The 14995-nt window shown below is 37.2% G+C and carries 10 protein-coding genes and 1 pseudogene; 1 reads left to right on the top strand and 10 read right to left on the bottom strand.

The genetic code is table 11. The annotated features are described in order from the left end of the window. Positions 1-60 precede the first annotated feature (60 nt). The 6 genes and pseudogenes from ACH3PA_RS00645 to ACH3PA_RS00620 form a co-directional block, all read right to left on the bottom strand. The gene (locus ACH3PA_RS00645; RefSeq protein WP_416448356.1) at positions 61-1644 is read right to left on the bottom strand and encodes a type IV secretory system conjugative DNA transfer family protein; all 1584 of its coding nucleotides are present in this window, start codon (positions 1642-1644) and stop codon (positions 61-63) included. Between the two features lie 8 nt (positions 1645-1652). Continuing rightward, on the bottom strand, positions 1653-2684 hold the full coding sequence (gene mobB / locus ACH3PA_RS00640; protein WP_416441534.1) for a MobB family relaxase: 1032 nt from the start codon (positions 2682-2684) through the stop codon (positions 1653-1655). 11 nt (positions 2685-2695) lie between these two features. Then, positions 2696-3076 (bottom strand): BfmA/BtgA family mobilization protein, encoded by a 381-nt coding sequence (locus tag ACH3PA_RS00635; protein WP_416441536.1) that lies wholly within the window; start codon positions 3074-3076, stop codon positions 2696-2698. A gap of 604 nt (positions 3077-3680) precedes the next feature. Next, positions 3681-4130, bottom strand: coding sequence for a JAB domain-containing protein (locus tag ACH3PA_RS00630; RefSeq protein ID WP_416441538.1), 450 nt, complete (start codon positions 4128-4130; stop codon positions 3681-3683). A 68-nt stretch (positions 4131-4198) separates the two neighbouring features. Further along, positions 4199-4555 carry a single-stranded DNA-binding protein gene (locus ACH3PA_RS00625; protein ID WP_416441586.1) on the bottom strand — a complete coding sequence of 119 codons (357 nt, stop codon included), beginning with the start codon at positions 4553-4555 and terminating at the stop codon, positions 4199-4201. A gap of 1101 nt (positions 4556-5656) precedes the next feature. Beyond that, positions 5657-6223, bottom strand: a pseudogene (locus tag ACH3PA_RS00620) (NUDIX hydrolase); the annotation flags it as partial. On the opposite strand from ACH3PA_RS00620, the gene ACH3PA_RS00615 reads away from it, so the two are divergent. Next, complete coding sequence (locus ACH3PA_RS00615) at positions 6214-6876, top strand: 5'-nucleotidase C-terminal domain-containing protein (RefSeq protein ID WP_416448355.1); 663 nt, start codon at positions 6214-6216, stop codon at positions 6874-6876. The pseudogene ACH3PA_RS00620 and the gene ACH3PA_RS00615 sit on opposite strands and share 10 nt — an antisense overlap. Before the next feature lie 917 nt (positions 6877-7793). On the opposite strand, the gene ACH3PA_RS00610 is transcribed toward ACH3PA_RS00615, so the two are convergent. From ACH3PA_RS00610 to ACH3PA_RS00595, 4 genes are all read right to left on the bottom strand, one after another. Then, positions 7794-8525 (bottom strand): OBAP family protein, encoded by a 732-nt coding sequence (locus tag ACH3PA_RS00610; protein ID WP_416448354.1) that lies wholly within the window; start codon positions 8523-8525, stop codon positions 7794-7796. A gap of 320 nt (positions 8526-8845) precedes the next feature. After that, on the bottom strand, positions 8846-10450 hold the full coding sequence (gene lnt / locus ACH3PA_RS00605; protein ID WP_416448353.1) for an apolipoprotein N-acyltransferase: 1605 nt from the start codon (positions 10448-10450) through the stop codon (positions 8846-8848). A 34-nt stretch (positions 10451-10484) separates the two neighbouring features. Beyond that, positions 10485-11912 carry a bifunctional metallophosphatase/5'-nucleotidase gene (locus ACH3PA_RS00600; RefSeq protein ID WP_416441546.1) on the bottom strand — a complete coding sequence of 476 codons (1428 nt, stop codon included), beginning with the start codon at positions 11910-11912 and terminating at the stop codon, positions 10485-10487. A gap of 857 nt (positions 11913-12769) precedes the next feature. Beyond that, the gene (locus ACH3PA_RS00595; protein WP_416448352.1) at positions 12770-14635 is read right to left on the bottom strand and encodes a rhodanese-like domain-containing protein; all 1866 of its coding nucleotides are present in this window, start codon (positions 14633-14635) and stop codon (positions 12770-12772) included. Positions 14636-14995: the final 360 nt, after the last annotated feature.

Here is a 14995-nt window from a genome sequence, read left to right as displayed (position 1 = left end):
GTATACATCAGTCGATTTACATCTTTAGATGCGGAAAGCTAAGAGAAGAAGCGCGATCCATTAATTAAATATTGAGTGCGCCTCCACATAAATCTTTTCAAAATTCTCCTCCAGATCCAGGTTTGAATACGGTTTCTCCAATTGCGGAAGTTCCCTTTGGATTCTTTGCAATTTAAACTGGATCTTTTTATCGATTCCATCGGCATAGGTAATGAATTCGCCCGGTTTCAGACGAAAAAAGACATCAGCCCTGATCTTTGGGATTTCCTTCTCCCCGGTGGTAATTCGGGTATCAAAATCCAGGTTATGGCCCCGGCTCACACTTTTAGTGGGATCTTTTATGATCTCAAAAAAGCGTTCATAATATTTAGCGGTATCCGGGTCATTTACCTTTCCGAAAAACTGATAGGAAAGGTTGCTTAGGATGGCCTTACTAGCCTTATCACCATACATCATATCATTTTGAATTTTGTCCTGCATGACATACACGGTTGCTATATTATAGCTGCGCAGGGTGGCTGGAATCCGGTGCATATTGAGCAGGCGTATGGTTGGTGCTTCTTCCATCAACAGGAAAGATGGTTCTGAATGGCGCACACTCATCTGTTTGATAATAGTATGGATGATGGTCGCAATGACTGGGGAATAGGATGTTTCGAATTTTGGATTGTTTACGATGGAAATGACGGCCGGGTTCTCCGGATGATTGATATTCAGGGGTATTTCATCTGCGGACAAAGCCATAAAAATGCGTTGGGTACTTATTCGTTTCAGCGCATTGGCCAGGGTGCTTTTAACGCCAGCGGTCTGACGTTCGGAATCCTTACCACTGATAAAGGCATCTGCCATCGCTCTGGAAGTGGTGTTCGATTCCAAAAAAGCGACAAGGCTATCGGTGTCCAAAAATTGATAAATGGCAATCAGATGGGGGAGGGTACAATACTGGGGATAACTGGATTTCAGCTTCCAGATCAGTCCTCCGATTAAGCCTTCGGCCGCATCGTTGAAAAATTTGGTAGTTCCGGTAGGACCTGATTCCCGCTGTTCCAGGAGGTTTTCGATAAGCACCCTTGACACCTCGTTTACGCTCTCTTCATTTTCCAGATAGCGTGGAGCAATGGGATTTACCCTGTGGATGATCTTATCAAAGGATATGACCCTAAAGGGAACATCTCCATTCTTAAAAAGCGGGTAGGCCATTTCGGTTAGTTCAAAATCCTTATAATCATGAATGATCCCGCAAAAACCTTCTTTTTGAAAATGCCTGAGAAAGCCATAAACAACGCTTTCCGTTTTACCACTTCCGGCAGAACCGATTATCGATGCCCCACGTTTGATATTTTCCAGTTTAAAATATCCTTGGACAGTGGGAAAGCCTACGCGGTATTTGGTATCACCACTTTTAGGATTATCCGTTTTATGGAGGAAAACATAGAACAGTATATTGATCAGTAGCAGGGGGCAGGCGAAGTATAGGATGTTTAAAACAAGGTTGCTTTCTCCGGAAATACCATACAGCAGCATGGAGAGTATCAGGATATTCAAAGCAAATGCAAATCGTGTCACCCGGTACAATCCACAAAAGAGCATACTGGACAGACCAATAATCGAGAGTACCATAATAGGATTATTTATTTCTATCATTTCTTCAATTAGATTCCTATGGAACTTGATTTTACAGCCACATCAACCCCTTTGAGCAGCTTATTAAATATTTTTAGAGCAAGCTGGGCCTGGGTAACGGGAATGCTCGGCATGATCGGGACCCCTGATTCTCGTAATAATTTAAAGGCAATGGCCTTTTCAGTTGTGGGTAATTTCATAAGTGCTGCAAAATAGATTTTGTGGTTCCTGATAAAATCTTTTCGGGCATTATAGGTTTCCACAAAATTTCGTTGATAGCCAAAAGTTCTGTCAAAAGTCTTTTCGGCATTTTCAAAAAAAGTATCCCGGTCGAAACCTCTTTTGATATTTTTTCCGTGCATCTGAACCTGTGAGGCTTTGTATTTGCTTCCCGGGGAAAGGCTGATGGAATTGGAAGCATCCTTTCGGCTTACAATGATGTGGATATGGCTTTGATTTCCTGATTTTGCCATCCCCTGCACGATCCTTTTCCCATCTTGTTGGTGTGGGGCCTGGCGTTCCAGGCGGGCTATTTCCTTATTCCTTTCTTTGATACTGCCAGGCATAGAGCCCTGTTCAATCTTTCGGATTTCATTTTTCAGCTGCAGTATTTTCGATGCAAAGGGTTGATTTTCTCTGACCTGTTTGTCCGTTCCCTTGAAGGTTCGTTGGTGCTCGATCTTGGCGTAATATTTAATATCATGGAGGGTCAGCGGTCGCCCATTGATTTCCCGATTGAAGGATGCCACATAGTCTTTCATCAGCTCACGGGTATACTTTTTTAAATCTTCGTTGCTGTTCTGTAGTCTGTTTAATTCATATTTCGACGGACTTACAGTAATCGAATAAAACTTAGGTTCTTTGCTTTTGAGCTTAGAAGTGTTTGCATCGATTTCATGAATAACTTCTTGAGCAGGGATCTTATCATCATATTGATTAAAGAAATACTCCTTATCCTTTGGTTTCAGATCTTGATTTTCTTTTTCGAGATATCCCACAAAATCCGCTGAACTTTTGGAGTAATTACCTCCCAGTTTTTGTGGGGTGATTGTGATATACATGGTTCAAAAAATTAAAGATTAGTATCCGTATTTTGCTTTTCACTAGAGCGGATTTTCTCTTCTTTTTCCAGAAATTTCTTTTCTACAATCAGGGGTTTCTTTTTGGGTTCTTCGGTTTCGAAAAGAGATTGGATCATAGCCACGGTAGGTTTAGTTTGCGTCTTTTCCATATCACGCATAATGGCTATAACGGCATTGATCCTTTTCTTAAGGGAAGCCTCTATTGTCCTTCCCGTTGGGCCCAGTCTTTCCTTAGGAGAGATCTCATTGAAGAAGAAAAAATCGAGCATGGTGGCCATTGCCTCGGTGTGAGATTTGAAGTGTTTTCTCGAAAATTGCTGGAAACGCTTTGCGGTTTCCTTTTTAAACCTGATGCCTGTATAAGAGTCCATAATTCGCGGATTTGTCGCAAATTCTTCCCAGAAAATGGGCACTAAGAAGGCATTTGTCGCAGATTGTAAATGCTTGAGAATTGTATAAATTTTAAATATCTGAATATCAGTATTTTAAAAATAAAAAGAAATGCTAAACATCGCGCAGCGTGTTATCCTCTTGCTACTCCTTTTCGTCCCGCCTGGCGGGACAAAATTCTCGTACAATTCGGCTAAAAGCCAATTGCCAATTCTAAGAAGGAATTTCAGTTATGTAATGTTTCGATGTGCAGGTTATCGGCGAAAGTCAATAATGGGATAACGCTGCTTAAATTTGTATGCTGATGTTCAGCGAAATAAAGTTATTGATTTTAATCTAAACAATTTTAAATCGGACAAAAAAAGACCCATCGAAATTTACGGATCTTAATTATTTGTGTTTAATCACTTTTAGATATGAGGGTGTGAATAATCGATTTACCGGGTTTACAACTTGTTTTAAGAGGGATAAATTTTCTAAAATGTGACAATTTGGAGATTTTTTTACATGCTCTCTGAATTTTAACAAGTGGTGATCATGGGATCCTTACTCTGGTTTAAAAATAGATTAGGCATGGCTTAATATTTAAAGAATTCCATGATCTGCAAAGCTGAAGTATGCTCCATTTGGGGTAAGAATAATATGGTCCAATACTTTTATGTCCAATAATTCACCTGCCTTTTTTATTTTTTGGGTCAACTGTTTATCAGTTTCACTTGGATTTAATGTTCCGCTTGGATGATTATGTAGTAAAATTACAGCAGTAGTCAGGCTTTTAAGGACAACGGCATATAATATACGTATATCCACCAAGGTAGCTGTAAGACCTCCGTTTGAAACCTCATAAATACCTTTTACTTTATTCGCGTTGTTAAGAAGCATTATTTTAAAGGTTTCATGTATTTCGAGATTATTTTTATCCCATTGGGAATATGCTATTTCAGAAGCTATGAGTGAAGATGTTATTTTCGGATGCAAACTTGCTTTCAAATCTCCCTTGTAACTTATCGCAATTTCGTTAACTTTAGTTTTCATATTAACAATTTTAAAAGTTAATAAAAAGAGGGCGCTACTTTGGACGGAAACGCCCTCTTAATTTTAGATTAATCAGCTGAATTAATACTGCTTTTTACTCCTAACAAAAGAATTTCATTAGCTTCAACTTCGGTAACATAGTGTATTACCTTCACACTATCCTCATAGCTATGGGACTTCAATTTTCCGCTAACACCGATTTCCTTGCCCTTCCCGGCATATTTTTCGATAATTTCAGCGGTTTTACCCCATGCTACGATAGTATGCCATTGGGTAGTTTGCTTTTTTTCGCCCTTGTTGTTCTTATAATACTCATTAGTGGCGAGCGAAAAACGGGCTACTTTCCTGCCGTTTTCAAGTTGGGTAATTGTTGGTTCCTGACCAACATTTCCGATTAACTGTACATGATTTTTTAACGTGTTCATAATAAAAGAATTAAATATTAATTATAGCCTGCCCGAACCTTTAAGACAGTTTACATTTCTGTTTTTTTTGAGGTGATTTACTTATTATATCCAGAGCGTTTTCCTTTTTTATTTTCTTTGGTGTCGCTTCATTTTGGATGTTTTTATACGATTTCATAAGATTCATTTTAGATTTACTTCCCATAGTGCCTCGCTGTTACCTTTTTTGTTGCTTATACATCTTCAAGAGTTGGAATTGATAAGGACTTATAAAAAGGAGGTACGACTGGCTTATGCAGAGCGTTCAATTTCCAACTATTGGTATTTTGCTTACTAAAAAGGGTAAGGACAGCGAGGGAGTGGGAGTAGGTTTAAATATTTTTTGCGAAGTACCAATAGATCGGAAGCGAAACCCAATAACATTGAAAGTCTAATCAGGAATTGATTTTGCCCTGTACTATGTTTAATAAATCTTAGATTTCCTCAAGGTGAAGGTGAAAAGTTTAGGTAGATATTTTATTAATTATAAAAATCGAGCAGTATTCAATCGGTTATTAAGAATATTCCATTTTTCAATAGAGCTATTGGAGCAATTTTAAAACCAAATATCTTTAATAGAAGCTTTGTAAATCAATGGGGAATTTTACATTAGGAGGGTTAAGTGTTCATCCCAATAACCTCTAAGAAGAAATCACCCAAAGACGTAGAAAAAATATAATTTTAATCCTTATAGGTGTAGTATTCCAAATACTGAGGATGACAAGTGTTAATAGCGGGTCTATGAGTACTACATATTTGACATTTTTGTGTTCGTTTTCATAAAAAAAATATAATTTTTTGTTAGCACTTAAAGTTGTAAAAAATTAGATTCAAATCGTATCTTAATATTATGTAATCAATTGATATTAAGTGTTTTTTGGTTGCCAATTTTGAACTAAAAAATGGTAACCAAATTGGTAAACAACAATATGCAATTATCAATATTAGATGATATTCATGAAATTAAAAATTCTGTAAATCAATTGATTAAATGGTATTTGGTGGAGTCTGAGACACAAATATTCTTATTAACATATTATTATAACACAAGATTTATTTTGCATTTCATTTTTTGTATCCTATTTAAATTTTAAAGGTAAAACCATCCAAAACTTTTAAGTCATATTTTTCTTTGTCAAATTGATATAGATAAGATCCTTTGCGTGATGAATTCATATCCTTTTCACGGAGTTTTACTAAAACATCGAGGGCATTTATTTTATTTATAAAATTGCGTTTGTCCTGTTTCTCATTAAGAATGGATTCATAAAGTTTCTGCAACTGCCGCATCGTGAATTTTACAGGTAATAATTCAAATCCAATAGGCTTGGTTAGGGCACGGTGTCGTAAGCGGGCAATAGCTTTACTAACCATGGCATTATGATCGAAAATGAGACTTGGAGCTTCTGAGATGGAAAACCATTTAGCGGAAAATTGTTCTATCAATTCTTGATTGTGCTCTGATATATTTATAAGTGCAAAATAAGCTACAGAGAGTGTACGTTCTGCTGGGTCACGATCTACTTTACTAAAATTGTAGAGCTGTTCCATATAAATATCATGTATTCCCGTTAGATGAAAAAGTATACGATTAGCGGCCTCATCTAAATTTTCGGTACGTTTTAAGAAACCACCCATTAATGACCACTGCTGAGATTGTAAAAATCATTGACGATTTCAGAAGCGATCACTTAGCCGAACTGGAAGAACCTGTTGCCGTTGTCGAAACACCTATAGGGCGAATGTACAAAATGGAAAGTCCGTTTGATAAATTGGTAACTACCATCCTGAAAGAAGAATTTGGTACGGATATAGCATTTGTCCCTGGCGTAGGTTATGGAATTACACTTCAAGAAGAAGTAACCAAAGAAGATGTTTTTAAGTTGATTCCACATAATTCTAAAATTGTGACCTTAGAAATGACCGGAGAGAAACTGATAAGATTATTGGGACAAACCGCATCAAATCTAAAACCCGAAGACAAAATGGAATCGGTGGGTGGATTACTTCAGAGTTCGGGAATTTCTTACACTCTCGATTTGGGCAAACCTATGAATGAAAGAATATGCAATGTAAAAATTGATGGTAAAAATATAGACATTCATAAAATATACAAGGTAGCAACGCATTCAGGAATGTTGAAAGGTATTCATAAATACACGCAGTTTTCGGAAGGTACTACTATTAAAGAGACAAAAAAAAATATGAATAACTTTATCACACAAAAGCTTAAGGAAATGAAGAAAATTGGATGGCCAAAGAATATGGGTGAAGTAAGCATTATTTATTCAGAAAAAAACTAAATGTGTATATTGTATACAAATATACAGGCAAAAAAATGCAAATTATTGAATAGTCACTCTTAAAGCCAATTTATCTAACAAGATATCATAAATCCAAATAATGCCGTAAGGTAAAACGCACTACATCACTGTGTTCTTCAGGTTTAGTACTTTGCTGCGCGCAACTCCACATATAGTCCAATTCTAAAGCCAAAGGTTATACGGGATGATAGGAAAGTCCTACAAATAGACGGTTCTGATCGAAAGCTTTAGTTGCTTCGTCAAAAATGACAAATATTTCTTACTTTACCTGCACAGCTAGCTGGCCTTTTTTTCTCGGATTTAAGAATAGAATAACCAACCTATAGACGGTATCTTGTTCTGAATGGTAAATTCGTAACTCTTTAATAATTCTCTTTGTACAGTATCTCTGATCCAGCGTTATTCTATTCTTAACCAATGCTCCAAATCCAGTTTTCCCGCTTTATGTTTTATTTTCCACTTGCTGAAACAGTCTTAAGTGAGGGACAGCGAATTCATCTTTCTTTACGTCATACACCCTAGAATAGGCAAAGCCTAAAATAGGTATAGGAAAACACCATCCTCGCCTCCTGAAGTAAGAAAAAAAGTAGAATAACTGCGGGCAAAATTAACCAGTAGGGATTTAGAAAAACACCTAGGGCTAATCCCGTTAAGGCCAATATTGAGATATTTGTTTCTAGCATCTTTTCTAAATCCCACTCTTTATCTAATACTTTTATTCTGGCTGATATTTCTTCTGATGAACTATTTAAATATCTGCGGATGTTGTCCAGTATTTGCTAGTCAATTTTACTATTCTTTTTACTAGCAGTATTTCTGCGTACCCGGTCACCTTCTGGTTGTTTCCTATTTGAAGAAGATCGGTGCTTGTTCATGTAAACTCCTTCTAACCTTAATTAGTTATTGGAGTCATTTTTACTTTCTACTCCAGGTATTGACTTTGTTTCACGCGGAAATTTACCCTTTAAAGCATCAACTCCCTCTTGTGGTTTGGCTTGTGGAATAAGATCTTTTCGCTCTTTACGCTTTTCCTTGCTATCAATTTCCATTTCCTTGTCCCGGTTTTCAACTAATCCTGGCTTTGCCTCGCCATCTCGATTAAATGACCATGCTAATTTAGGATCTCCCATAGGAATTTTATCACCATCTCCGTCTGCATTGCCCGTACTCCATACATGCCAGGTCTTGCCATAACTATTCATTTTACTTTCCATCAGCTCCTTATCGGCCACATCCGGTAACCCAGGAGCAACCAATTGCCCGAAAAGAATTTCATAGTTGTGAGGGTGCCAGTATTTTTTTTCTTTTTCGGGTAATGTATCGAATATTCTTTCAGATATTATATATTCTATGCCTGTAAGTTTGGCTTCATCGGTATTACCATCAAATAATGCACATTGCGCAAAATCTTCATTAATTTGCGTACAAAAATGATGTGCCTCCATTTGATGGGAAGGATTATCTTTCATTGGATGAAAGCCAACAAGATAAATATTCATATGATCAAATGGTCCTTTTTTTTGAAGAGCCGCCGCCCCAGCTTCCAATACATCTGTTTTGGTTGTCTCCTCTCTTCCAGGAACTTCTGTATCTGATTTGCGATTTTCTCCACAAGAAACAAAAATCAACAACCAGATTAGACTAAAAATAGATTTTTACATTTTACATTTTACATTTTATTTATTAATAATTATATGTCATTTTTTCTAAATTAAATTTACAAATCTTTTATACCTCTCTATAACAATTAATTGATCTTAGTTAATATTTAACTCATTACCGTCAAAAATAACTTATTGTTATAAATACTTAATTTAAAATGAAAAGTATTATAAATAAATATTTCCATTCATTGTGATACAGTAGGAGTTATTGTAGCACAATAGACCGATAATTAAAATTTAAAACTCAATTAAGAAAGGATTATTCAATCTCTGACACTATCAGTTTACCAAGAGTGATATCGTTTGGCGTTTCTTTTATGTCTCATAATAGCGAATAGAAAGATGATTGCGGCCAAAAATTGAGCAATCCGGGCAAGATAGTCCCCGTGTTCTACATAAAAGGTTTTTTCGCGGTTTAACGCTACCGTTCCTAAAATACTGCCTTGCACCTTATAACCTAACTCTTCTTTAATATCCCCCCTTGGATTTATAAGAGCCGAAATCCCTGTATTTGCACTTCGCGCTACAGCACGACGCGTTTCGATGGCTTGTAGTTTTGCATAGCTTAGATGTTGCTTATGCCCCTGGGTATCGCCCCACCAGGCATCGTTGGTAATAATAGTTAGAAATTCAGCACCATTTTTCACATATCCCGTAACAAATTCGCCATACACGGATTCATAGCAAATTATGGAACCTGTATATGTACCGTCACTTAGGCGAAAAGTTTCCCGGTTGGGTTGTGTGGTTTTCATAGCCACCGTGCCACCAAGGTCTATCATCATATCGCCTAATAGGGGTTTTAAAATGGTTGGATAAGGAAAATTTTCTACCCCAACCACCAGTTTCGATTTATGATAAAGTTCACTTTCTCCGTCTGGTTTTATTAAAAAAGCAGAATTATAATCGTTGAACCAATCTGACTTACCAATTTTATTGGTTTGTTTGCCAACTTTTTCAGGATCGCTAAAACGTTCAAATAGGGAAATACCGCCTATAAAACTTAAATTTTTATATTCATTATGTAATTGACTGCTTACTATTTCTGCTTCGGAACTCTTTATTTGAGAAAGTGGTGTGCCATCGGCAAAAACCGTTTCTGGAGCAATTAGGGCACGAGTGTTTTTGGTTAATTTTTCCCGGCTTAGCCGCAGGAGTATTTCGCCAATACGTTCATCTGTAGTATTATATTTTGCTGTGTATGGATCGATATTGGGCTGAAGAATAAGCACTTCGGTTTCCTCTTTGGGGATTTGATAGTTTTCATAAATCAAATAGGAAATCAACATTGGAAGCCCAATGACTGAAAACAGTTTTATGGCAGCCCAGTATAAAATACTTTTCACCTTAAATTTCCGATAGTCTAATAGCGTTTTGAACAGGATGAGGTTTGTTATCCAGACCCATAGCGTACCGCCAAAAATTCCGGTATATTCATACCATTGTACCCACGCTGTATCTTCAGAAAAAACATTCCCCAGGTTTAACCAGGGCCAGGAAAAGTCCCAGGATAAATGAATTTTTTCAAAAACCATCCAGATACTGGTTAAAAAAATGACAGATACCAAAAAACCACTTCGCTTGGCCACAATATGATAAAACAAAAAAACCAATGCCATAAGCAGGGAATTGACTAGAATGGCAAAAGCCCCTCCAAAGGGTGTAGAAAAATAGAGCCAATAGGTGGTAAAAAGGTTCCAAATGAAAAAAGTTAGGTAGGCAAAACCAAAAACCTTAACTTTCATAAATGAAGTTGTAGAATTTCTAATGTTAATTTCGGTGAATAAAAGCGGCACAAAGGCAATAAGAATTAAAAACGCAAAACCATAGGTCGGCCAAGAAATAGCGAGTAAAAACCCGCTTAACAGGGCATATAAAAGGTTTTTCATAACATTTTTATCTTGAATAATTACTTCATTGCAACTAAACCAGACGACAACTTTTTAATATGTCCGGACTGAATTTCGGGTTTTCCTTCAAATATATTTTCATCGCCTCCACGGCCTTTTGGGGATGTTTTTTTCTGTTCTTGCCATATTTCTTTGCAACACCCTGAGTCGTTACAAAACTTACGGTATACGTTTTATCCATTTCAAGATGGGAACCCTTATAATAGATTTCTTGGATGCGATGGCCTTTAGGGTTTTCTATTCTCATGTTTATCTGCAATCCTAAAACCCGCTTTACGTAGCCACCCATCTGTTTAAGCGGATTGCTGCAAAAAGTACGCTCTAAATTTTCTTCCAACATTTCCTTGATATCCATACCTGTGAGTTCTACGGTTGAAACTGGCGGATTCATTGGAGTTATATTAAAAAGGTCATTTTCCGTAATTTTCCCAACCGGAATTGGAGCACCATAGCGCCATCCATTTGAAAAAGCAATGTCTGTATTGGTTGCGTGGGCAATGGCCTTTAAAAGAAAATTGTCCATCGTGGAATTTATGGTGTCATAACGATGCAAAATTTCTTCAGTGGTTCCTAAATCATCACTTCTAATATCTTGATAAGGTTTTAAAACGTGCTGAACCAATGTATCGATTTCAGAACTTTTTGGAGTTGCATCACCCACTTTTAAAAGCTCGTAATCATAGTTTTTAATTTTTTCATTTTCGACTTCCAAAATAAAATTACCAACAAATGCGCCGTGGCAACCACACTGAACGATTAGCGCATCGTTAACTTTTATGGGACTATAAATCCTATTATGGGTATGTGCGCTTAAGCAAATATCAATACCTTCAACATTTTTTAAAACTTCAACGTCTTGAGGAAAACCGTTATGGGAAAGCATCACAATAATATCTGCGCCCTGATCCTTTAAATCAATTATGTGTTTGGGAAGTTCCTCAATTCCTGATGTGAATTTTAACTCGCCGCTCATCTTTTTGGGCATTACTTTATCTACAATCATTGCGCAGATGCCTATGACTCCTATATTGATGCCTTTTGTTTCAAATAGCGCTGTTGGTTGTAAAAAGTTGTCACCATCTTCTGTAAATACATTGCAGCCCAGTATTGGAAAATTTAATTGTTCATTGATTTTCTTTAACTGTTCTGGGCCATATCCAAAATCCCAATGCCCTACCAAGGCATCAGGTTTTAGTGCATTTAAAATGGGGATTATGGCCTCGCCTTTAGAATCTACGACAGGTTTTGTCCCGTGTAACGTATCGCCACCATCAAAAAGAAATGTGTTTGGGTTTTCTTTTCTAATGGCATCTACTATACCACCAATGTGTGCATAACCACCAACAGTTTCTATTATTTCTCCGGATTCATTGTAAAATAATTCAGGATGCGGTGCCAAATATCCGTGTACATCGTTTATGAATAATAGGTTCAGTTTCATAATTTTGTTTTTTTAATGAATTTTTTTTTGATTTCTTTATATTCCAAGTGATTGAAATTAATCGTATTAATTTATCAATAGTGTCCGACTAAAATAAGGTTTTACGATTAAGTTTTGCGAGGTATCAATGATGGTGCTCGAATCGTCAATCTTCAGGTGCTTGACCGGCAGGCGAGGGGTACTGATGTCCGGACAATAATCCCGGCAGGGATCAAGTTTAGCAATTGCTGAATTATGGGATGTTCGCTAAAGTGTGTGCTTTTATTCATAGTTTTTGATTTTGGGGTAAAACCAAAGTACTATAAAGTGGGAGATCCATCTCGGAAATCCCGCTTTTAAATAAATTTAACCGGACACTACTGTATCAAGATAATAATTTGAAAAAGTTAACCGGACGCTAATGATTTAGTTATAAATTTTCATCCAAAAATTTATACTTTTTAAATTTGGTTCCTAAGAACCACTCCATCTGTAATAAACAGCGTTCAGGCAGTATTTTATCAAGAGATATTACTATTGTTTTACACTACAAATAGCTGGGAATCAATGATTCTTTAGATCAATTTCCTTCTCATTGAAAGTTTTATTTAGATAGAATTTTAAATTTTAGTTTTCTATTCAAATGGAAAATGAGCCCCTTTCGGGGATATCAATGTTACCATATATTCTGGATTCACTTTAGCAATTATCACTTTTCAGTACCTCGCTCAAACGTACAGATGAGAAATCAGTGAACGATCTTATAATGCAGAACAGATTCTTTGCATATACCTTTATTATACTTCTCAAGTATTTGTCAATTAGGTCTATTTAAATTTATAAACCCAAACGAAAGATTTGCATTAGGTAGCACGTTGTCAATGTTCGTTCACATATTTTTTGAGGAACTGCTCCAGTTCAGGCACATCACATTCAAATCCCATATCTTCCGCTTGTTTGATTACCTCTTCCCCAGACATATTTTTTTGACATCCGATATGTATCATCACAAAGGCACCAGAACGCTTTCCGGATTTGCAATGAACCACAATCGGCTTGGGCAGGTTTTCAAGTTCATGTCGGAAATCATCGACCATAGCCTCTGATAAGTTATCCTTAGATACCCCGATATGCCTATATTCCAGGTTATTATCCTTCGCCAGCTCTTCTTCTTTCTCTGGAGGAACATTTTGCCCCTCTTCATCGGTCTGCAAATTAATGACCGACTTGAATCCCTTATCGGCAAAGGTTTTAAAGCTGTTCTCATCCGGATCAAAAGCAGCTACCGAAATTTCATCATTCACTTTCTTAATTTCCTTTTTCATAGTTTCTTTCTTTTTTTGATTTTCTGTTTTATTTTTAATTGGTAAATCCGCCGCCTTCCATGCCTTAAAGCTACCGGGAATGCTGTTAACATTCTGAAAGCCATTTTTTTGTAAAAGACTGGCCGCAATGCTGGCTCTGTAGCCGCTTGCGCAATACACGGCAAGGTTTTGTTCTTTATCTAACGTGCTTATCTTATCAGATAGTTCGCCAAGAAATACATGGGTGGCATCAGGGATATTACCATTTTGCCATTCCTTATACTTGCGTACATCCAATGGCTGATATTGCCCTTTGTTTTGACTAAGTTCATGTACACTGAGTTGAGTCAATTTTTTAATTTGTTTACCCGATTCTTGCCAACTGCGCATATTTCCTGCCAGATAGCCCTTAAAATTGGTATGTCCGGTACGCCACAGGAGAGTTACGACTCGCTCTAGATCCTTATCTTGGGGCAGGATTAGTAAAATAGGTGCGTTCGTATCAATCAACCAACCGGCCCAAACCGACAGAATGGGTCGTTGTCCTATGTTAAGAGCCCCTTCTATATGTCCGCCTCCAAAAGCTAACATATCCCGGGTATCTATAATGATCGTATCTGTGTTCTTCATTTCCTTCTCAAACTCTTTTACGCTTAAAGCCCTCACTGGAGGTGTATGACCAAAGGTTTCTGGTCCCTTGGCATTAAGTTTTTTCATCTTTGGATAATGGGTGGGTACGGGAGGCGCATTATCTTGAATGGCTTTTTTAAACTCGTCGAAACCTTCGATCTGCATGAACGGATTATGTTTCTTCTCATACCCTATCGTACTACTCATTCGATCACCTATATCAGGACCACAAGCCGAGCCTGCTGCATGGCAGGGGTAAATAATCACGTGATCCGCAAGCTTGCAGAAAACCTCGCGCATGGTGTTATAAAGCGCCCGGGTCAATTCGTCCGTCTTCTCATCGCCCAATAAATCTGGTCGTCCTATAGAATCTACAAACAGTGAATCCCCGGTCATTATGCCCCATGGTTCCTTTTCGTGCGTTTCGGATAATAAATAGGATAGATGTTCGGGTGTGTGACCAGGCGTATGCTTCGCTCTTATTTTGACTTGACCGAATTTAAACTCATCCCCCTCCCGAACAGGTTCATACTCAAAATTATAGGTAGCATCACCCTCAATACTTACATATAGCTTGGCGCTTCCTTTGCAACGGGTTGCCAGTTCACGCGCCCCGCTCATAAAATCTGCATGGATATGTGTTTCAAAAACATGGGTAATAGTTACACCATATTGCCGTGCTTTTTGTAAGTAAATATCGGCATCGGGACGAGGATCAATTACTGCTGCGCATCCTGCACTTTCATCACATATAAAATATGATACTTGGGTAATTCCTTCTGTTAATATCGGTTCAAACCTTAGAGCCATAGGATGTATAAAATAAAAGTTAATATTTGAAAATAAGAATTATAATAGACAATGAGGTTAAGAAAAAATTAAAAGGTCAATAGATGTAATAATAGATTAACACCTACTTTGTTAGTTGTTAATGGTTTTAGGATATTGGTAATTAAGAGGCGTCCTCCAGCATACCTACGGTTTAATTTATCGACAAATTCATTGTGGTATATATTTTCCCTTAAATTTGTGGTAGTTCCCTTGCAGGCTGTCCGGGTAACAATGTGCTCTAGAAGCAAGTTTAATAACTGGGATGTCCGTTAAAGTGCGTATTCGTAGTACTTTTTTTTTATGGTAAAACCAATTTATAAAGCGGGAAAATCCAGATTC

Origin of the sequence: Leeuwenhoekiella sp. A2, from assembly GCF_047946655.1 — a bacterium.
Taxonomy (GTDB): domain Bacteria; phylum Bacteroidota; class Bacteroidia; order Flavobacteriales; family Flavobacteriaceae; genus Leeuwenhoekiella.
Note: the sequence above shows the minus strand (reverse complement) of the source record. Positions and strands in the feature narration are given on the sequence as shown.

Bases quoted from the DNA above. Each gene is read 5' to 3' on its own strand.
- ACH3PA_RS00645 (WP_416448356.1), bottom strand. From the start codon at position 1,644: ATGATAGAAATAAATAATCCTATTATGGTACTCTCGATTATTGGTCTG.
- mobB (WP_416441534.1), bottom strand. From the start codon at position 2,684: ATGTATATCACAATCACCCCACAAAAACTGGGAGGTAATTACTCCAAA.
- ACH3PA_RS00635 (WP_416441536.1), bottom strand. From the start codon at position 3,076: ATGGACTCTTATACAGGCATCAGGTTTAAAAAGGAAACCGCAAAGCGT.
- ACH3PA_RS00630 (WP_416441538.1), bottom strand. From the start codon at position 4,130: ATGAAAACTAAAGTTAACGAAATTGCGATAAGTTACAAGGGAGATTTG.
- ACH3PA_RS00625 (WP_416441586.1), bottom strand. From the start codon at position 4,555: ATGAACACGTTAAAAAATCATGTACAGTTAATCGGAAATGTTGGTCAG.
- ACH3PA_RS00615 (WP_416448355.1), top strand. From the start codon at position 6,214: ATGACCACTGCTGAGATTGTAAAAATCATTGACGATTTCAGAAGCGAT.
- lnt (WP_416448353.1), bottom strand. From the start codon at position 10,450: ATGAAAAACCTTTTATATGCCCTGTTAAGCGGGTTTTTACTCGCTATT.
- ACH3PA_RS00600 (WP_416441546.1), bottom strand. From the start codon at position 11,912: ATGAAACTGAACCTATTATTCATAAACGATGTACACGGATATTTGGCA.
- ACH3PA_RS00595 (WP_416448352.1), bottom strand. From the start codon at position 14,635: ATGGCTCTAAGGTTTGAACCGATATTAACAGAAGGAATTACCCAAGTA.